We start from the raw sequence: 20,125 nt of genomic DNA, 5'->3' as shown, positions 1-20,125 counted from the left end.
CTTTAATATGATTTCTTCTTTGTTTTGGGCTCATAATATTTTTATCCTTCTACAAAGTTATCCACATTCCTGCAAAAGCATAATTTCCTATATAACAAAAAAAGCGACTGCCCAACGGCAGCCGCTCATAAGTAGTTAATTATTTTTTTAGCTCACAGTTTCTTTTATAAATTAGAAGAATTTTCTGAATCACTTAAATTAAAAATTTAAACTGGCAGTGAAATCTTCTAGTGAATCATGTTTTCTTATGGCCTGCTTAATCTCTTTTAATTTATCGTAATCATTTATCTTTTTTATATCCTCTACAACATCCTTGCTGTTCAATCCAAATTTTAACTCAAGTGCAAACTCAATCATTTCTTTCATATTTTCGATTTTACCTTCTTCTCGTCCTTCTTCTTTTCCATCATGATAAATTTTTTCTGCTATAGTCATAATTACAGCACTCCCTTCAGCTGAAATATTTTTGGCTTTTTGATCCAACTCATTTAAAGAGATTTCTTCTCCAATATTTAAAATATACTTCACAACAGTTTCAATATATTCAAGTCCGGTTGTTTTTTCTCTTAATTCAATTAATAACGGCAGAACTTCCCGGAGTCCATCATCAAAATTATCATCGAATATATGAGATATCAACTTCAAAAACAACCTTAACTTAATCTGTCCCTTTATTTCTGCATCAGAATAATTGGAGAAATCATAAAGTAAGTACTTATGATCAGGTAAATAATCTGAAATAGCTTTGGTAGTGTCTTCAATTAATTCCGATAATCTACTGCCGTAATTCCATTTTCTTTCTCCATGATAAATTAAGATAGGTATAATAGGTGGCAATTTCTTGTTTTTAGTCTGATTATTATAAAGCTCCCAGATATCTGTAATATATCCCAGCATCTGGACTGGAGTCATCTTATCAAAATAGCTTTTGTGTTCAAATAATAGATAAATAAAACCATTTTTACCTTCTATACTTACATTATATAAAATATCAGAAAAACTTTCTTCTAATTCCTCGTCAATAAAACTATCTTTGGCTATCTTAATTTCTGTTAAATCTATTTCTTCTAAAATATTATCTGGCAGATAGTTTTCTAGAAAATCTATTGCTACCTCTTTATCTCCAAGAGTTCTTTTGAAAAGAGAATCATGTGGATTTTTAATAACCTTCAATACTTTTCCTCCGTCTCTTCATTTATATTTTACCACAACTTAAAGATCAAGTTCAATGACAATATAAATATTATACCATTATTTGTAAATTATAGCAAATATATAATAAGGAGGTCAATATTTTTTTAAAAAAAGCGACTGCCCAACGGCAGCCGCTCATAAGTAGTTAATTATTATAATAAGAAGCAATAACTTGATCCATTATCTCTGTTGTTCTGGCAGCAGTTTTACCGGTAGAAGGAGAATCCCCTCGTCCAAGCAAACTGGCGACTACCTTTTCCAGAAGGGGCTGCTGCACATGTTCTGGGTAGGCAAATTCTATTTCTTCTCTCCCTGCTTCATTTTCTAAAATTATCGGTTCCTCGTCAAATGATGAAAATAAGAGACGGCCCCTGCTGCCTATAATCTCATTCTGATCGAGATCATGATAACCATTAAAAGTCCAGCTGCCAGTTCCCTGAATCTCATTTTCAAATCTAAAACTCATAACTACATTATCTTCGGCAGGGTAATAGCCTCCCTGATTAATTGCAAAACCAGAAGCTGATTCAATTGGTCCAAAATAATAGTCGAATAAGTCCAGGGTGTGAGCAGCAAGATCTAAAAATTTACCCCCACCTGCAATTTCAGGTAAAACTCTCCAGGGAAGATTGGCTTCATCTTTTTCTATATCCTCAACCGGCTGGGCCACCCTGATATTGACATTCCTGATCTCTCCAATAGCTCCAGAATCAAGTAATTCCTTAATCTTTAAAAATCTGGGCATAGCCCTGCGATAATAGGCTACATGGAGCTGAACCTCACTTTTCTGACAGACTTTAATCATCTTCTGGGCTTCTTTGTAATTTCGAGCCATTGGCTTTTCTACATAGACAGGCAGTCCGGCTTTAGCAGCCAATACAGTATATTTTTTATGGGTAGAAGGTGGTGTTGCAATATAAACTGCATTTACTTCCGGATCATTGATCAATTCTTCTGCCTTATCATACCAGCGAGGCACATTGTGGCGCTCTGCATAATCTTTTGCCAGCTCTCCCGTCCGCCGCATCACTGCTACCAGCTCCGAATCTTTAATTTTCTGGAGTGCCGGTCCACTTTTCTTTTCGGTTACATCTCCACAGCCAATAATTCCCCATTTTACTTTTTTCATTTATAATTACCTCCATTTGAGGGATCCTGTCCCTCTCAATATTGTTGGAATTCTATATTTAAATTCTAAACTCCTTTTAATAAATCAGGTTTATAATCTGCAGAGTTCACTCTATTTCCCTTGATGACCGATTGGCTCAATGTGTACATACACTAAATCTACTTCTTCCAGCTCTTCAACTGCATTCCTTACATCTTCTCCAATTTTATGGGCTTTACTCAAAGGAATATCTCCATCGACATTGATATGCATGTCGACCCTTAATTGAGGGCCTACATATTCAGCCACAATCCGGTGAACATCTGCAACCTCGGATACTGAAAAAGCAGCCTCAGCTATTTTTTCAGTTAATTCCAGATCAGCTCCTCTACCGATTAGATAACCCACATTTTCCCAGGTGATTTCCCAGGTTGCCTTGAAAATCCAGAGGGCTACAATGAGACCAGCAATCGGATCTAAATAAGGATGGATAAAATGAGATCCCCAGACACCTATCAGAGCAAGAGTGGTACTAATAATATCAACCAGATTATCCCGGGCACTGGCCTGAATGGCCGGACTATATACTTTCTCTCCAATCCCGGAAACCAGATAATACATTATATATTTTACAACTATAGCAATCAACATTACAAAAGATGTCCATCCCAGAGCTATAGGTTCTGCCTGCCCCAGAAGGCTTTGAATGCTCTGCCAGACTGCAGCAATTCCTGCAGAAGCCATGGCAGCTGCAATAAAAAGGCTGACCAGGGGTTCAAACTGACTGTGGCCCTGAGGATGTGATTCATCGGCCGGGCGCTGAGATACATAGAGGCCGATCCCCATAATTATACTGTAGAGTGCATCAGATAACGAGTTTGCTGCATCGGAGAAAACAGCACTACTACCTGAAATCCAGGCCAGTATGCCTTTAATGACTGCTAATAAAAGATTGCCTCCAATTGCAAAAATGATTGCCTTGATATATAATCTACTTCGTTTAGAGTCAGAAACATCAGTTCTTACTCTTTCAATATAACTATTATTGTAATATGTTATTTTTTCTCCAGAAGATAAATCATTTTTCTCCTCTACCTCTTCCTGCTTATTCTCTTTTTGATTATTTGTCGACTCCGGTTTAGTCATACCTACAACTCCTTATGCTTCCAATTAATAAAAAACTAAAAATTTAAGGCGGTACTGGCTTGATTAATCTTAATTATATTCTTTTCAACTATGATTTTCAAATAAGCTTTTTACAACAAACTTCTTTATTATGATTGAATTAATAGCTGCCGGTCTTTATAATATTTAAAACTCCCCTTCAATAAACAGATTTTAAAACAATAAATCCGTTTATCTAAAGGGGAGTCTAATATTTAATCTTATTTTTGATAAATTACTTAACAACCATCACTGAAGTTTTAGCATGCCTGACAATTTTATCACTGATACTTCCAAGCAGAAATCTTTCTACCTTACCGTGACCCTTATCAGCTACCACAATCAATTCAAAATCATTTTCTTCTGCATAATCACAGACTGTGTCAGCCGGATCACCGTGAAGCAGCACTTTATCAGGGTTGATACCTTTTTCTTCAAAAAACTCAGCATCATCATCAAGAATTCTCTGCCGTTTTTCTTTAATTGTATCTTCCTGCTGATCCATTATATTTTCTAAGGTTTCAGCAGAGAGATAAGAGGCTACTTCGTTAAACTGGTTAACTGGAATTTCGGCGGACTCTGTATAAACATGGATCAATGTTACTTCTGCCTTTATTTCTTCAGCAAGTTCTGCAGCTTTTTGGGCGGCTTTTTGAGCACTTTGAGAACCATCAACAGCTACCAGAATTTTTTTCATAATATCAACCTCCTCGTATAATTATATTTCGCGATTTGTTGAAAAAGTCCTTTTTTAAAGTTTTAAAATTAAAATTTACTGGTTTTCTCTGTTTTTATAAGCTGTTTTCTTTTTGATATTTAGAAGGAGCAATCCCCATTTCTTTTTTGAAAGTTTTATAAAAATTAGAATAGTCACCAAAACTGAGGCAGTCGGAAACCTCTCCACAGCTGTAGTTCCGGGAAAGAAGTTCTCTGGCCTTCATGATTTTTTTATAATTAATATACTGCATCACAGAAAAACCTGTATTTTCTTTAAAGAGATGGGAGAGATAATATTTATCTAGGTAGAACTTTTGGGCCAGCAAGTCCAGAGAAAAATTTTTTCCTAGATTATTATTAATATACCTTATAATTTTAGTAACTTTTTGATTATAGATTATAGAATCCTGATGATAATTAGTGTCCTTTTCAAAAGCCTGGTTAAGCAAATACAGCATCTGCACAAAAAGAGTTTCGAGCATAATTTTTTTCCCTTTTTCTGCTCTACCCCGATAATCATTTAAAGCAGAAATTATTTGATCAATCTTATGTTCTTTAATTTTAGCTCCCGCAATTCTATTATAGTGTCCGCTTTTTCGCTCCTCAAAACAGGAGAGCAGATTATAATTTTCACTGCTGTATTCTCTAAAATACCAGGGGCTGAAATGGAAAGCCATCCTCTCATAAGCTCTGTTAGAATTAAAGACTGGTTTGTGAAGCTCCTGATTATTGATCAATAATAAATCACCTGCTCCAATCTGATAACCATGTCCTTCTATCTGATAGGTTACATCACCACTTATAAAATAATAAATTTCATATAAATCATGAATATGGAAGCCAAACTCTTCTTCTGACTTTTCTATATCAGTTTTTTTATGAAAAAAATTAAAACTTTCGCTCGCAAAGGAAGAACAAAACTCCTCCATACTAAAAACCTCCCACCTCAATCTAGCTTTTTAAATTATCAATTTTGTCATCTAGCTAAATTATATAACAAGATTTGCAATATATAAAGCAAGATAATTAAAGATATTTACTAATAACTATATTATAATATGATTGTAATAATGAGATAACTATCCAATCAGGAGGGATTAATTTGTATTATACAGGTTTTGCAGATGAAGCAGCTGATTCTATTGAGAAACAGATTGAGGTAACTAAAGAACTGGGCTGGCAGTATATTGAAGCTCGCAATATTGACGGAAAAAATCTGACTGACATTAGTGAAGAAAAATTTGAGGAAGTTTACGAAAAATTAAAAGCCAGCGGAATTAAAATAAATTGTTTTGGCAGTGCAGTTGCCAACTGGGGCAAAGATCCCCGCCAGGAGGAATCCTATACTCAGAGTCTGGAAGAGTTAAAAAGGGCCATTCCCCGCATGCAGAAGCTCGGCACAAAAATGATTAGAGGTATGAGTTTTGGTATCCCCCGGGATCTTTCTCCGAGAAATCCTGAGCTGGAAGAAAAAATTCTGACTAACCTGAAAAAGTTGGTGGAAATGTGTGAGCAAACAGGAATTACCTATGTTCATGAAAACTGTATGAATTATTTTTCGCAGTCCTATGAGCACATGGAACTGCTGCTGGAGGAGATTAAGTCTCCCAATTTTAAAATAGTCTTTGATACAGGAAATCCACTGATGGCTGATAACCGGATGGGAGAAGAACCTTATCAAAAGCAGAGCAGCTGGAAAGCCTATCAAACTCTTAAAGATAGAATCGCCTATATCCACATCAAAGATGGGACTTACTTAAAAGAAACCGGAGGCATTTTCCCGGAAATGGAATACTGCTTCCCCGGAGAAGGTCAGGGGCAGGTTAAAAAAATAGTTAAGGATCTATTGCAGGACGGCTATAATGGTGGGTTTTCTATAGAACCACATATGGGAGCTGTCTATCATAATGATCAGGCAGACTCCGAAGCAGAGGCAAAATATAATACTTATTTAGAATATGGTAAGCGTTTTATGAAATTAATGGAAACAGTAAAAGCTGAAATCAAGGAGGCTAATAATGGCTGAAGTTAAAGTCGGAATTATTGGAATTGGAAATATGGGCAGCAGTCATGCCCGGAATATTTATCAGGGAAAGGTTAAAGGGGCTAAATTGACAGCTGTCTGTGATCTGGATGAACAGCGCCTGCAGTGGGCTAAAACGGATCTGGGAGAAGAAATAGCTTGCTATTCTACCCCTGCAGAATTTTATGCTGAGGCAGAAATTGAGGCAGTTATTATTGCCACACCTCATTATGATCATCCTCCTCTGGCAGTAGAGGGGTTTAAAAGAAATCTCCATGTTTTAATTGAAAAGCCAGCTGGAGTCTACACTAAAGCGGTCCGCGAAATGAATGAGGCTGCAGCAGAGTCAGATAAAGTTTTTGCGATTATGTACAATCAGCGCACCCGGGCCATCTATCAAAAACTAAAAGATTTAATTGACTCCGGAGAACTGGGTGAGATTAAAAGAACCAACTGGATTATTGACTGGTACCGCTCTCAAAGCTATTATAATAACGGCGGCTGGCGGGCCACCTGGGAAGGAGAAGGTGGTGGAGTTTTACTAAATCAGGATCCCCATCAGCTTGATATCTGGCAGTGGACCTGTGGGATGCCGGTTAAAGTTAGAGCTTTTGCCGAAAATGGTAAATACCACAATATTGAGGTCGAAGATGATGTGACAGCCTATGTAGAATACGAAAATGGGGCCACCGGAGTTTTTGTTACTTCCACTGGTATTGCTCCCGAGACCAACCGGCTCGAAATTACTGGTAATAAAGGTAAATTAATTTTAGAGGATAATAAAATAACTTTCAGAAGACTGAGAACTCCCGAAAGAGAATTTAACAAAAATTTTGAGGGAGGATTTGGCAGCCCGGAATGCTGGGAATGCAAAATACCTGTGGCTGATAAAAACCCTGAGCACCTCGGAATTTTAAATAACTGGCTTGATGCAATTTTAAATGGAGCCGAGTTAATTGCTCCGGGAAAAGAAGGAATCAAGGGCTTAACTATTTCTAATGCGATGCACCTTTCTGCCTGGACAGATGACTGGGTGGAACTGCCTCTGGATGAAAATTTATTCAAAGCAAAGTTAGATGAAAAAATTAAGAATTCTACTTTTGTTAAGGAAAGTTCTCAAACAAGCACAATGGATGTTGAAGGTACTTTTTAATTTAAAATTCCGAGCTGAAAATAAATCGAATTGGAAACAGATAATTACTGGTCAGCCAAATTTTCAAACCCAAGAAGGTGAATTTAAAAATGAAAAAGTTAAAGGCAGCCATTATTGGCTGCGGCAATATTTATCCCGTACACGCTGATATTTTAGCCAGCAAAGAAAATGTTGAACTAAAACACATGATTGACATTAAAGAAAATAGAGCTCAAAAAGCAGCTGAAAAATATAACTGTGAGTATTTGACAGATTACAGTAAACTCCTGGATAAAGAGCTTGATGTTGTCCATATCTGTACTCCTCATTTCCTGCACAGCCCAATGGCCATCAAATTTCTTGAATCTGAGATTAATGTCCTGGTGGAAAAACCTCTTGCTTTAAATTATGCAGAGGGCAGAAAATTAATCCAGGCAGCTGAAAAGAGCAGAGCTCATCTGGGAGTAGCCTTTCAAAATAGATTTAACGAAAATAATCAGCGGGCCAAAAAAATACTGGAGGCTGAGACTCTGGGAAAAATTACGGGAATCAAAGGTCTGGTAACCTGGCATCGCGACAGAGACTATTATCTTAATGATGAATGGAAGGGATTTTACAAAACTGAGGGTGGTGGTGTCCTGATTAACCAGGCTATCCACACTCTGGATCTGATTCAGTGGTTTGGAGGTCCGGTAAAAGCAGCGAGAGGAAATGTTGATACCAGAGTTTTAGATGACGTAATCGAGGTTGAAGATACAGCAGATGCTACTCTTTTTTTCGAAGCTGATTTTAACGGCATCTTTTATGCCACCAATGCTTTCAGCAGCAACAGTCCGATCGAGATTGAAATTGACTGTGAAAAAGGCAGTATGAGATTATTTGAAGATCAGCTGCTGATTAAAAAAGACGGCCAAATTGATAATTTCAAAGAAAATAGTGATACTGATTATAAAGCCTACTGGGGCTATGGTCACCAGCGTTTAATCGATGGCTTTTATCAGGATATCTGGAACGATACTCAATCTAATACCATCAATGCTCAAGAAGGAATTAAAACTCTGGAATTAATCAAGGCAATTAACACTTCTTCAAAAAACAGAAGCAAATATTATCTAACAGGAGATGATTCAGCATGAAAATAGCGGCCCAATTATATACAGTCCGAGATTTTACTCAGACTCCAGCAGAGATTGAAAAAACATTGAAAAAGGTTAAAAAAATTGGTTATGATGCGGTTCAGGTTTCAGGTTTTGGTCCAATTGAAGCAGTAAAATTAAAAGAGTTAGTTGACGAGATCGGACTGGAGATTTGTGCCACCCACATCAGTTTTGACCGTTTAAAAAATGATCTTGATAATGTAATTAAGGAACATAAACTCTGGAACTGCAAACAGGTAGGACTCGGTATTATGCCGGAAGAATATCGCAGCAGTGCAGATGGCATTCGTGAATTTTTACAGGAGATCGCTCCAGTGGCAAAAAAATTAAAAGAAAATGAGCTGCAGTTTATTTATCACAATCATAATGTTGAGTTTGCTAACTACGGAGACAAAACTGGAATGGATATTTTACTGGAAGAAAGCGACCCTGATTTTTTTGATTTTGAAATTGACACCTACTGGATTCAGGCGGGTGGAGCTGATCCGGCAGAGTGGATTAAAAAGGTTAAAAATAGAATGGATGTAGTTCACTTTAAAGATATGACTGTTGACGGCTGGGATCCACAGATGGCTGAGGTTGGAGAAGGTAATCTGAACTGGCCAAGAATTATAAAGGCCTGCAGTGATAATCAGGTTGAATGGGCCTGTGTAGAACAGGATGTCTGCCAGCGTGATCCTTTCGAAAGTCTGGCCATTAGTCTGCAGAATTTAAAGGCAATGGGGTTGTAAGCTAAAATTATATTTGCTTAGTCGATAAATGTTCTCTCCAGAAAAGCTCTCTGCCGGTAAATTTACAGAGAGCTTTTTAAATTATTATTTTATTTTGGCGGTGCTTTCTCTTTTAATCAGCTGCACATCAAGTGTCATGTTTTTATGCTTGATTTTTTCGTCTTCTGATTTGTTAAGTCTTTTTAATAATATTTGAGCTGAGATTTTTCCAATATCAGCAATCGGTCTGCCGATAGTAGTCAGGGCCGGACTCGAATATTCGGCAAAGTTTACATTGTCAAAACCAATCACACCGGCTTCCCGGGGCACATTAATCCCTCTTCTTTTTAGTTCTTTTAAAACCCCAAAAGCTGCTGCATCATTGGCCGCAAAAATACCCAGGCGCTTAGACTTAAAATTATTCCCCTCCAAAAAATCTGACATATCTTGAGCCGCTTCTTCTTCCACAAATGAGGAAGAAAGCAGCTTATAATTTTCTTTATCAACCGAATATTTTTGCATACAATCCTTAAAACCACGGGATCTATCTGCTGCCGTTGCAGTAAACCCTGCCCCCTTCAAATGAATAAAATATTGATAGCCAGATTCAATTAAATGCTCGGCAGCCTGATACCCCCCCTTATAATCATTAATTCTAATTTTATCAATTTTATCCGAATTAATCTCGCGATCTAAAACTACCAGGGGAATTTCCTTCTCGGCCAGCTGCTCAATATACTCAGAACTTAAAGAAGTGGAAGCTAAAATAAAACCATCAACCTGTCTCTGAATTAAATGTCTGATATATTCTTTTTCTCTTTTTCCATCCCATTCTGTATTGCCAATTACAGCATAATAGCCGGCAGCTCTCAGTTCTTTTTCAATACTTTTGACCAGGTAGGAATAATATAAATTACCAATATCTGCAATTAAAACTCCGATCGACTTGCTTTTTTTAGTGACCAGTCCCTGAGCCAGGCCATTAGGAATGTAATCAAGTTCATCCACTGCTTTTAAAACTGCTTTTTCCTTTTCACGTGAAACATTTGCATTTTGATTAATGACTCTGGATACTGTAGAAATTGATACATTTGCTCTATCTGCTACATCATTAATTGAAACCACTGTTATCACCTCTTTTACTTAAATTTTAATTTTTTTACAAAATTAATTATCCAGGCTATTTTGAAAGACCAGCTATTATTTCTAAATCACTAACCCAACCAGTTAAACAACCAGCCAGATAAAGATCGGTAGTGTTGCTCCCATAAAAACTATTGTGGCAAAGATTGCAGCCGAGGCAAAATCACTTTGATGACCGTACTTTTCCATAATTACTGAAGAACTCGCAAAAACAGGCATTGCTGCCAGAATTGTCATTACACTGCGTAATAAGGGTTGAATTGGAAATAAACCCAGTCCGAAATAAACTAAGGCTGGAAAAAGCAGAAGCCTCAGTGAAGTAAGCAAATAAACTTTTTTATTACCCATAACCTCAGCAAAGGTGCTTTTGGCAAGCTGTAAGCCAATGAAAATCATGGCCAGAGGAATAGTAATTGCTCCAATGCTGTCAGTAATATTAATAACTGCCGCTGGCATAGAAACTCCGCTGAAAACAACAACTAATCCAAGCAAAAGCCCTACAACTGGAGGTGAAAATATATTAGCCAGAAAATGACTGTCTGCATTCTGACCGCTGTCCTTTAAAAGCCAGATACCGACTGTCCATAAAATTAACTGCATTCCAAAATCATATAAAATAGCTAAAATCAAACCCTGCGCTCCAAATAAAGCCAGGCAGATTGGAGCCCCCACAAAAATATTATTACTGAAAACAGTAACAAAAGCAAACTCCTCCTGCTCTCTTCTGGAGTAGTTTAAACTGCGGGTGACTATAATCACTATCATAATAGAAAGAAGTGTAATAATTAAAGCCGAAAATGGTACTATTAAATACTGTCTAAACATGCTTAAATCAAAATCTTTGACGATATTCGTAAAAATCAAGGCAGGAAAAGCGATATCTATTGTCAGCTCAGCTATTCCTTTTTCTGCTGCCTGCTCAATTTTCCCTGATTGATTTAAATAATATCCCAGAGCTATTAAAACTCCCATCAATAATAATTGTTCTAAAACCGGATACAGATCTGCCATTAAATAAACTCCTTTTTCTTCTTAAAATTCAACTTTTAATAAATTATAAAATTTGCTGTCTTTTTTAAGCTTTAAAATTCATTATTTTCCCATCAAAAGTAAAGCCAGCTCATTATACTCTAATTCTGAAACTTTTCTTGTTCCCTTATTTTGTTCTTCTTTTAAAACGCTAACAAAATCTGAAACTGCAAAGACTTCTTCTATTTCTTTGGTAAAATAGATAATTGTAATCCCTTTCTGCTTTAACTGCTGCATAAAATCAAAAAATATCTGCTTTTCTGACTCAGACAGCTCAATTACAGCCTGATCAATTAAAATAATTTCTGCTCCACAGGATAGAGTTTTCAACAGCTCTACCAGCTGTTTTTCTAAAGGGCTCAATTCCAACATTTTCTGATCTGGATACAACTCTACTTCCAGCAGCTCCAGCAGTTCTGCCGTTTTCTCGATCATTTTTTGATTATCTATTGACTTAAAAAACAGAAATTTTTTTAGTGGTTCTCTGCCAAAAAATATATTTTCAGCTATAGTCATCTCAGGGAAAACTGTCGATTTATTTTCTCCCTCTCCTTTTTTATTGAACTTAAAAATCCCCAGTGGATCTTTGTCTGGATTAACTGCTGAGTATTGATTAATTAAAAATATTTGATCCTGGTAAAGATTTTTAATAACTGAAGGTTTAAGAAGTGTTCCTTGATAGTTCAACTCTGCCTCCACCTCAACCTTTTCTCCGATTAAAAAATCAAGCAGCTGCTTTTTAAGTTTATCATTTTTAAACAAAATAGAATGAATACTATTTTTCTGTACTTTTAAATTAAAATATGTATTTTTAGGCTGCTCTTCAAACTTTAAATTTTTGATTTCCAAAATATTTTGTTCCATCTTTTCACCTCTAAGTTAATGCTTTTTTGGTAGACTACAAAGTTAATATACCATATATCTGCGTTAAGATGAAGTAGAGAGCATAATTAATTTAAATTACTTTCTTAATAAAATGGAAAAAGCCTGATCGGAAAAAGACCAGGCTTTTTAAAAGTTCAATTTAGCTTAGAGCAGATATTTATTTAAGGTGGCTCTAACTGCTCCTTTTTCTGCTATCATTTCCTTAAAGTAGCCTTCTATCTTTTCTCCCAGTCCAACTTCGTAAAGATTAAGACCCATCAGCTTTTCGTTACTTAAAATAGAATGCAGCTTATCTCCTACAGAATCAGGATTACCAAACTCTATTTCCTCCAGCTGTGGTGTTAGCTCATCCAGCATTGGATCTGAACTTAAGGGCATCTTTTGACCCTGATCATCCACTGCCAGCAGATATCTGAGCCAGCCTGCAATAGCCAGGGGTACAACAACTAAATCAGCTGGATCTAAATGATCAGCCTCACGGTAGGACTTAATTGTTTCGCCAAAGCGAATTGCAACCTTCTGGGAGGTATCTTTGGCTATTCTCTGAGGTGTATCTGGAATATAGGGGTTAACCAGTCTTTCTTTTACTACCTCATCGATAAACTCTTCTGGATCAAGTACTCCCGGATCTACAACAACCGGCAAACCTTCTTTGTAACCAATCTGTTCTACTAAAGCTCTAATTTCCTGATCTTCCATTTCTTCTGCAATTGAAGTATGGCCTAAAAGACAGCCATAAACTGCCATTGCTGTATGGAGTGGATTAAGACAGGTTGTGACCTTCATGGTTTCTACCTGGTTAACTGTTTTCCGATCAGTATAAATTGCTCCAGCTTTATCTAGAGGTATTTTACCATTGGGAAAACTATCTTCGATCACTAAATATTCTGGTGCTTCGGAGTTAACAAAAGCTGCTATTTCTGTACTTTTATCTGTTTTAACAATCTCTGTGTTTTCAAAACCGAGTTCTTCCAGCTGCTGCTTCACATCTGGCGCCGGTCCCGGTGTGATCTTGTCGATCATTGACCAGGGGAATCCGACTTTAGAGTCATCATTTAAATATGCCAGAAAATCTTCTTCTACTAAGTCATTTTTAACCCATTTTTCGGCCACAGTTAAAACTGCATCTTTAAGCTTCTGGCCATTATGGGAGCAGTTATCCATACTGGCAAAGGCAAAGGGATAGGCTCCTGCCTGATAGCGTTCATAGGCTAAAGCTGTTACCTTGGCCATCAGGTGATTTAAATCTCCTTCCGGTCCGGCTTCAAAGTCTTCCAGCACAAAGGGAAAGAATTCACCCTCCATATTATCCAGGGAGTAACCTTTTTCGGTTACTGTAAAGCTGGCCATTTTAAGAGATGGTTTTCTAAAAACTTCTTTCAGTTCCTCCCAGTCTTCTTCAAACTGAGAATCTGCTTTGAGACCTTCTGTAATACTGGCCAGCAGAGTTTTTTCCAACTTACCGTCAGCAAACATCTTAACCACCAGGCTTAAATTATCAGCCGGCTGGTACACCTTATCTATAATCTCATAGTCAAAACCTTCGGCTGCTATAATACCAGTCTCTACCTCTCCCTCGTTGAGCAGTTCCTGCTGCAGTCGGGCAATAAAGGCTCTAAAGATATTACCGGCACCAAAGTGGACCCATTCCGGATTTTCTTTTGTCCTGTCAATCAAATTCTGATAATCAAACTGCGGTGGATTAATCCCCGCTTTTTCCCACTGAGCTTTATCTTTCAGTTCTTCTTTTTTTAATTTCAGCATTTTAAAGCTCCTTTCATTTTTTCTGATCAAGTTTAGTTTTAAAATAATCCAGTCAATTGCAAAGTTATTTAAAAAAGAACCCCCTTATATAAATTTAGAATTTTATTAAAAGGGGATTCTTTATTTTAATTTATTTACTGCTTTTCTTAATTGCTTCCCAGAGGCCATTAATATAAGTCGCTCCCAGAGCACGATCATAAAGACCATAACCTGGTTTACCTGTTTCTCCCCAGATCATACGGCCGTGGTCAGGACGCAGTGGTCCCTCAAAACCGACATCATGATAGGCTTTCATGATTTCATAAATATCAAGTGAACCTTTTTCACTTAAGTGAGCTGCTTCTTCAAAGCTTTCTTCACCTGTGATTTTAACATTTCTCACATGAGCAAAATGAATTCTGTCTCCAAATTCTCTGATAATCTCCGGAATATCATTCTCAGGATTAACTCCCAGTGAACCAGAACAGAGATCAAGTCCATTTGCTGGAGAATCAACTAGATTTAGAAGTCTCCGCAGATTTTCTTTACCAACTACAACTCGCGGCAGACCAAAAATAGACCATGGTGGATCATCGGGGTGGATTGCCATTTTAATATTTTCTTCTTCTGCTACCGGAATAATTTCCTTTAAGAAATACTCTAAATTATCCCAGAGATCTTCCTCATCAATTTCCTGATAAGCTGTCATTAGATCATTTAATTCATCTTTTGTATAACTTGTATCCCAGCCGGGAAGGTCAAGTTCCCCACTTAAAGGATCCATTTTATCTACTTCTTCTTTTTTGTAAATTAAGGCTTCTGAACCGTCATCCAACTCGTGGTCAAGCTCTGAACGGGTCCAGTCAAAGACGGGCATAAAGTTATAGGTTACTACTTCAATTCCCGCTTTAGCTAAATTTCTAATGGTTTCTTTGTAGTTTTCAATATAACGGTCCCGCGGCTCGACACCCATTTTAATTGCCTCAGGTACCGGTACACTCTCAATAGCTGTAATTTCAAGTCCTGCTGCCTCAACCTTATCATTTAACTCTTTAATTTTTTCATATGGCCAGGCTTCTCCTGCTGGAATATCGTAAATTGCTGTCACAATTCCTACCATACCAGGAATCTGTCTGATTTTCTCCAGAGTTACAGGATCATCATCACCATACCAGCGAAAAGATAGTTTCATAAGATCACTCCTTTTATTTGATTATTTAGTAAGTTGAAAGCGTTTTCAAAAGTATCAAAAAAATCTTTTTCTCTTATATTAATTTATTCGCTATTAAAGTCAATATTCCTGCATAATTTTAAAACTAAACAAAAAAAGATAGAACAGGCAATAAATTTAAAGAAGCCCGAACAGAATATTAGGTCCGGGCCTTTTATTAAATCTACTTCTCTTTTACATTTACCTTTAAATTAGCTGTTATATCATCATATAATTTCACTTCTACAGTATGCATTCCTAAAGACTTAATAGAATCATCAAGTTCAAGCTTGCGCTTATCAATATCGTAACCTTTTTCTGCTGCTGCGTCGGCAATATCTTTGGTATTTACTGAACCAAACAATCTACCATTATCACCAGCTTTAACTTTGATTACAAATTTTTCTGATTCTAATTTAGATTTTAGCTTCTGAGCGTCTTCTCTTTTTTCTGATTCCAGACGGTTTTGCTTTGCCTCTTTTTCCTTCAGCTCTTTAATTTTCTGCTGAGTTGCCTCTACTGCCAGGCCACGGGGCATTAAATAATTGCGGGCATAACCATCAGCTGCCTCTACAACATCACCTTTAGATCCTAATTTTTCAACATCTTTTGTTAATACTACTTTCATAATTTTTTACCTCCTTAAGCATTTTAACCAGGTTGATTGGTCTGCTTTCTGAAATTAAACCACATATCCAATAATCCCAATAAAATAAGGATGATTGGAACAGGCGGAAAAATAAAAATTAAAAAAATCAAAAAAGATTTAAGTAAAAAAGAACTGCTTTTTTTAGACAAATAATACATTAAAACTGCAAATCCCTGCATAAAAGCCAGGAAAAACATAAAAATATTTATATTCAAAAAAATTGGATTTGAAGTCATTAAAAGAGAAATAACAATCAAAATTGAAACTATCCAGCGGGGAAAATACCAGTTGTTAACTGTTTTATATAATTGGATATTTAATCCTTTTCTTCTTAAATACCAGGCTGAAACATAGTAATTTAAAATACCAGTTATACTTGCAGAAATAGCAAGTAATGCAGGGAAAATCATTCTAATCAAACTCATCTGAGCCGTAATTAACTGTTCCACCGACTGCTGATCAAATTCGCTGCTTAAACTCTCTACTGCCTGCTGCAGAAGAGTCTGGTAATTTAAATTAAGCATTCCAGAAGAAACATAAAATATTAGGCCCTGTGAAACTATTACTGTAAGTACAGCGATAATAATCGTTTTTAGAGGAGATATCCCCTCTTTAATCACATTACCAATTACAAAACCCACCATTCCAAAACCAATTACAGTCATCAAACCCATAACGGTTCCAAATAATAACCCATTTATTAAAGCAGCTATCACAATTACACCAATTACACCACTGCTTTCTTTTTTCTGAACAAGATATACTATTGGCACCGGCCAGAGTATCATAACTGCCATCGATAAAAATGGGATAAAATAATTAACTGCAGTCAGTAAAATTATGTAGGCCAGAGTTCTCATACTGTCTTTATAACTTCTAATATCCATTTAATTTATCACCTCATCTACCGACAAAAATAACAGTTATTATGAAAGAAAGGAGGCGCCATCATAGATTTTGCCTCCCTGGTTAAATACTTATTCTTTTACATAGGGCAGTAAAGCAACTGATCTAGCTCTTTTTACTGCCTGTGTAATCAATTTTTGGTGTTTGGAACAATTTCCTGTTACACGACGCGGCATGATTTTTCCACGATCTGTAAGATATCTATTTAAAGTTCTTAAGTCTTTATAGTCTATTTTTTTATCTTCATTTGCACAAAAATGGCATGACTTATTTCTACCTCTAGGCATTAAAATTTACCTCCTTTTTAAAATGGTACATCAAAATCATCAGCATCAAAATTATCATCAAATTGAGCATCAAAATCATCCTGCTCCTGTTTTTTATTCTGCTGAGCAGAGCTTTTTTGCTGCTGATTTTTATTGTTTTGACTATTTTGAGCCTGTCCCTGATTATTACTGCGGCTATTACTGTTGCCGAAGTCCAGAAAACGCACATTATCGGCGTTAACTTCAGGATTTATATAAGTTCTGTTGTTGTTTTCACTCTTACGAATCTGTAAGGATCCATCAACTCCAACCAGTCTACCTTTTCCGAGATGACGGGCACAATTTTCCGCCAGACCCCGCCAGGTTACAATGTTGATAAAATCAACATCTCTATCTCCATCACGGTTAGTATAATTTCTTTCCACTGCCAGTGTAAAATTGCAGACTGGAGTTCCATTACTGGTATAGCGAAGTTCAGGATCTCGTGTCAGGCGGCCGATTAAAACAATTCTATTTAACAAGAGTATTCACCACCTAAATTTATATTATGCATCATTTCTAACTACTAAATAACGAATTACACCATCCATAATCTTAAAGATTCTTTCTAACTCATTAACTACAGTAGTCTGAGCATTAAATTCTAAGATTGTATAATCACCAGAACGGTAATCTTTAATCTCATAAGCTAACTGCTTCTTACCCCAGGCATCAACCTCGGTTACTTCTCCTTCATGATCTGAAATAGCATCTTTTACACGCTGAAGGATATTCTGCTTTTCTTCATCTTCAAGATCTGGTTTAAGTACAAAAGTTGTTTCATAATCTCTTTTTCTTGCTTCCATTTACATTCACCTCCTCCACACGGACTAAGGCCCTGCTGCTAGCAGAGCATGGATTTTTAACCAATCTAAATTATAACACCTATCAATGTAAGATGCAAGTTTAATTTTACACCTGCCGTTTACGGAACCAATTTTTACCATTCGATGATCTGATTAAATAAAAAAATCCAATCAAAAATTCACTCAGTTTCCCTCACCAAAACTTTTTTGCCAGAAAATCAATTTTCAGGTCAATAATATTATTAATTTTCCTCGTGAAATTAATACCTGTTATGTTTTCTGATAAAACTGCTTCAAAGCTGCTTTTGCTTTACGGAAAAAAGTTTAAAGCTACAAAATGAAAAATCAGGGATATCAGCCAGGCTCCCAAAACATCGGAGGGATAATGTACTCCCACCATTATTCTGGAGAGAGCTGTTGCAGTAGCAGCAGCAAGAAGTATTAGTCCTGCTAAAAGATTAAGATTTAAAACGGCCAGCGCAATAATAAACGAACTGCTGCTGTGAGTACTGGGAAAAGAATGATCATTTTTCTGTTCAACCAGACTCTGGATTTCTAAATCTGCAAAAGGTCGTTTTCGATTATATAAATAGGGAATGGTTTTTGCCAGTAAATACACTACTGCCGGAGCAAAAATAAACTGCTTTAGCCTTACGTCATTAGTATAAATAAGCCAGACCACTGCAGCAAAATAAATAGTTGAGAAGAACCTGGGTGCAAATTTAGTAATCAAAACTGCTGTCCCGGCAAGTCCTGAGTGTTTCTGCGTAAAATTATACAGTTTTAAAAATAATTTTTGATCCAAATTTTTTAGCATAGTTTTATCCTGACTTTATCAGACTGATGTATTAACGAGATTATCAATAGTATAATTTGTGAATTCAATCGGAGTAGATTTTTTATAAATTAAATGCGTATAGATTTTTCAAAATACAACATTACACATAAACATTAGAAAATTTAGTGTTTAAAGCTTTATACCACCTAGATTATTTGAGATATAATTTACAACTTCAATCGTAATAGGCTGAAATATAGCTGATTATGTTAAAATTATTTGCTGTTTGACCGAAGGGAGTTCAAATAATTAATAATCAGCTATCTATTGAAGCCGTAAATGGAGATTGTGTGTAAATTATAACTCAAATAAGATCAGACATTAAACCTGAAGTGACAGATATCTCCGTCCTGCATTATATAATCTTTTCCTTCAAGTCTTAATAATCCTTCTTCTCTGGCCTGAGCCATCGAACCGACCCGCTTTAAATCCTCAAAACTAACAATTTCCGCTCTGATAAAACCTTTTTCCATATCACTGTGAATTCTACCTGCTGCCTCAGGAGCTGTGGAACCTTTTTCTACTGTCCAGGCTCTACATTCTTGTTCTCCTGCGGTCAGAAAAGTCAGCAGATTTAATAATTCATAACCGGCTTTAATTACCCGATCCAGACCAGAATCATCAAGTCCCAGTTCATCTAAAAACATTTCTTTTTCGTCTTCATCCAGCTCAGCAATATCTGATTCAATTTTAGCACTTATTTCTACTACTTTTGCTCCATCTCTCTCAGCATGAGTTTTTACATCTTTGACCAGTTCATTCTGACCGGTATTTATATCCTCTTCATTGACATTAGCCAGATAAATTATCGGTTTAGCACTTAAAAGCTGTAATTCTTTAACCACTCTTTTCCCTGTTTCATCAAGCTCTAATTGTCTAATGTTTTTACCTTCTTCTAAAGCATCAGATATTTTTTCGAGTGCTGCTACCTCTTTAAGATAAATTTTATCTCCACTTTTGGCCTGTTTCCTGGCTTTTTCCAGGCGTTTGTCCACCTGAGCCAGATCAGCCATCATTAATTCTGTATTAATAATATCAATATCTCTATCTGGAGAAATTTCACCATCAACATGAGTTATATTTTCATCGTCAAAGCAGCGCACTACCTGGGCGATGGCATCTACCTCTCTGATATGAGCTAAAAACTTATTGCCCAGACCTTCTCCTCTGCTTGCACCTTCTACTAGTCCTGCTATATCAACGAATTCAATCACTGTAGGTGTTTTCTTTTCCGGCTGATATTTTTCAGCCAGCCAGTCCAACCTCCCATCTGGTACAGGTACAACCCCAATGTTGGGATCTATTGTACAAAAAGGATAATTCGCTGCATCAGCTCCTGCCTCTGTCAGTGCATTAAAAAGAGTTGATTTACCTACATTTGGCAATCCAACAATACCTATTTTCAT

Annotated in this window: 21 protein-coding genes; 4 read left to right on the top strand and 17 right to left on the bottom strand. The window is 36.5% G+C overall.

Features of this window, described 5'->3' with window-relative positions; genetic code table 11:
* Positions 1-198: 198 nt before the first annotated feature.
* The 5 genes from C7958_RS13255 to C7958_RS13235 all read right to left on the bottom strand — a co-directional run bounded on the left by C7958_RS13255 (position 199) and on the right by C7958_RS13235 (position 5,112).
* The gene (locus tag C7958_RS13255) at positions 199-1,173 is read right to left on the bottom strand and encodes an Rpn family recombination-promoting nuclease/putative transposase (protein WP_111573160.1); all 975 of its coding nucleotides are present in this window, start codon (positions 1,171-1,173) and stop codon (positions 199-201) included.
* Positions 1,174-1,339: 166 nt separating this feature from the next.
* Positions 1,340-2,323, bottom strand: coding sequence for a Gfo/Idh/MocA family protein (locus C7958_RS13250; RefSeq protein ID WP_111573159.1), 984 nt, complete (start codon positions 2,321-2,323; stop codon positions 1,340-1,342).
* Positions 2,324-2,434: 111 nt separating this feature from the next.
* Positions 2,435-3,448, bottom strand: a complete 1,014-nt coding sequence (locus C7958_RS13245; protein WP_111573158.1) for a cation diffusion facilitator family transporter — start codon at positions 3,446-3,448, stop codon at positions 2,435-2,437.
* Positions 3,449-3,701: 253 nt separating this feature from the next.
* Positions 3,702-4,163, bottom strand: coding sequence for a universal stress protein (locus C7958_RS13240; RefSeq protein WP_111573157.1), 462 nt, complete (start codon positions 4,161-4,163; stop codon positions 3,702-3,704).
* A gap of 94 nt (positions 4,164-4,257) precedes the next feature.
* On the bottom strand, positions 4,258-5,112 hold the full coding sequence (locus tag C7958_RS13235) for a helix-turn-helix domain-containing protein (RefSeq protein WP_111573156.1): 855 nt from the start codon (positions 5,110-5,112) through the stop codon (positions 4,258-4,260).
* Positions 5,113-5,285: 173 nt separating this feature from the next.
* Between C7958_RS13235 and C7958_RS13230 the strand changes: the two genes are divergently transcribed.
* The 4 genes from C7958_RS13230 to C7958_RS13215 all read left to right on the top strand — a co-directional run bounded on the left by C7958_RS13230 (position 5,286) and on the right by C7958_RS13215 (position 9,226).
* Positions 5,286-6,209: a sugar phosphate isomerase/epimerase family protein gene (locus C7958_RS13230; protein WP_111573155.1), complete on the top strand. Its 924-nt coding sequence runs from the start codon at positions 5,286-5,288 to the stop codon at positions 6,207-6,209.
* Positions 6,202-7,359, top strand: a complete 1,158-nt coding sequence (locus C7958_RS13225) for a Gfo/Idh/MocA family protein (protein WP_111573154.1) — start codon at positions 6,202-6,204, stop codon at positions 7,357-7,359. Before C7958_RS13230 ends, C7958_RS13225 begins: the two co-directional genes overlap by 8 nt.
* A gap of 89 nt (positions 7,360-7,448) precedes the next feature.
* Positions 7,449-8,474, top strand: coding sequence for a Gfo/Idh/MocA family protein (locus C7958_RS13220; RefSeq protein WP_111573153.1), 1,026 nt, complete (start codon positions 7,449-7,451; stop codon positions 8,472-8,474).
* Positions 8,471-9,226, top strand: a complete 756-nt coding sequence (locus C7958_RS13215) for a sugar phosphate isomerase/epimerase family protein (protein ID WP_111573152.1) — start codon at positions 8,471-8,473, stop codon at positions 9,224-9,226. The genes C7958_RS13220 and C7958_RS13215 overlap by 4 nt, the downstream gene beginning before the upstream one ends.
* Before the next feature lie 84 nt (positions 9,227-9,310).
* Here the strand turns inward: C7958_RS13215 and C7958_RS13210 are convergent, their stop codons facing one another.
* The 12 genes from C7958_RS13210 to ychF form a co-directional block, all read right to left on the bottom strand.
* Positions 9,311-10,330 (bottom strand): LacI family DNA-binding transcriptional regulator, encoded by a 1,020-nt coding sequence (locus tag C7958_RS13210; RefSeq protein WP_166668553.1) that lies wholly within the window; start codon positions 10,328-10,330, stop codon positions 9,311-9,313.
* Positions 10,331-10,432: 102 nt separating this feature from the next.
* The gene (locus C7958_RS13205) at positions 10,433-11,359 is read right to left on the bottom strand and encodes an AEC family transporter (RefSeq protein ID WP_111573150.1); all 927 of its coding nucleotides are present in this window, start codon (positions 11,357-11,359) and stop codon (positions 10,433-10,435) included.
* 81 nt (positions 11,360-11,440) lie between these two features.
* Entirely contained in the window at positions 11,441-12,241 is an 801-nt protein-coding gene (locus tag C7958_RS13200) for a hypothetical protein (RefSeq protein WP_111573149.1), read from the bottom strand.
* Between the two features lie 165 nt (positions 12,242-12,406).
* A complete protein-coding gene (locus tag C7958_RS13195; protein WP_111573148.1) occupies positions 12,407-14,026 on the bottom strand; it encodes a mannitol dehydrogenase family protein in 1,620 nt (539 codons plus the stop codon).
* 130 nt (positions 14,027-14,156) lie between these two features.
* Positions 14,157-15,197 (bottom strand): mannonate dehydratase, encoded by a 1,041-nt coding sequence (gene uxuA / locus C7958_RS13190; RefSeq protein ID WP_111573147.1) that lies wholly within the window; start codon positions 15,195-15,197, stop codon positions 14,157-14,159.
* Positions 15,198-15,399: 202 nt separating this feature from the next.
* On the bottom strand, positions 15,400-15,843 hold the full coding sequence (gene rplI / locus C7958_RS13185; protein WP_111573146.1) for a 50S ribosomal protein L9: 444 nt from the start codon (positions 15,841-15,843) through the stop codon (positions 15,400-15,402).
* A 23-nt stretch (positions 15,844-15,866) separates the two neighbouring features.
* Entirely contained in the window at positions 15,867-16,751 is an 885-nt protein-coding gene (locus C7958_RS13180; protein WP_111573145.1) for a DUF2232 domain-containing protein, read from the bottom strand.
* A 90-nt stretch (positions 16,752-16,841) separates the two neighbouring features.
* A complete protein-coding gene (rpsR, locus tag C7958_RS13175; protein WP_073157999.1) occupies positions 16,842-17,057 on the bottom strand; it encodes a 30S ribosomal protein S18 in 216 nt (71 codons plus the stop codon).
* A gap of 17 nt (positions 17,058-17,074) precedes the next feature.
* Complete coding sequence (locus tag C7958_RS13170; protein ID WP_111573144.1) at positions 17,075-17,557, bottom strand: single-stranded DNA-binding protein; 483 nt, start codon at positions 17,555-17,557, stop codon at positions 17,075-17,077.
* Positions 17,558-17,581: 24 nt separating this feature from the next.
* Positions 17,582-17,881, bottom strand: coding sequence for a 30S ribosomal protein S6 (rpsF, locus tag C7958_RS13165; RefSeq protein ID WP_111573143.1), 300 nt, complete (start codon positions 17,879-17,881; stop codon positions 17,582-17,584).
* Positions 17,882-18,191: 310 nt separating this feature from the next.
* The gene (locus C7958_RS13160; protein WP_111573142.1) at positions 18,192-18,698 is read right to left on the bottom strand and encodes a phosphatase PAP2 family protein; all 507 of its coding nucleotides are present in this window, start codon (positions 18,696-18,698) and stop codon (positions 18,192-18,194) included.
* 335 nt (positions 18,699-19,033) lie between these two features.
* Positions 19,034-20,125 carry a redox-regulated ATPase YchF gene (ychF, locus tag C7958_RS13155; protein ID WP_111573141.1) on the bottom strand — a complete coding sequence of 364 codons (1,092 nt, stop codon included), beginning with the start codon at positions 20,123-20,125 and terminating at the stop codon, positions 19,034-19,036.

It is taken from the genome of Halanaerobium saccharolyticum (assembly GCF_003259895.1).
Classification (GTDB): domain Bacteria; phylum Bacillota; class Halanaerobiia; order Halanaerobiales; family Halanaerobiaceae; genus Halanaerobium; species Halanaerobium saccharolyticum_A.
The sequence above is the reverse complement of the archived record's forward strand: the minus strand, read 5'-3'. Positions and strand labels throughout refer to the sequence as shown.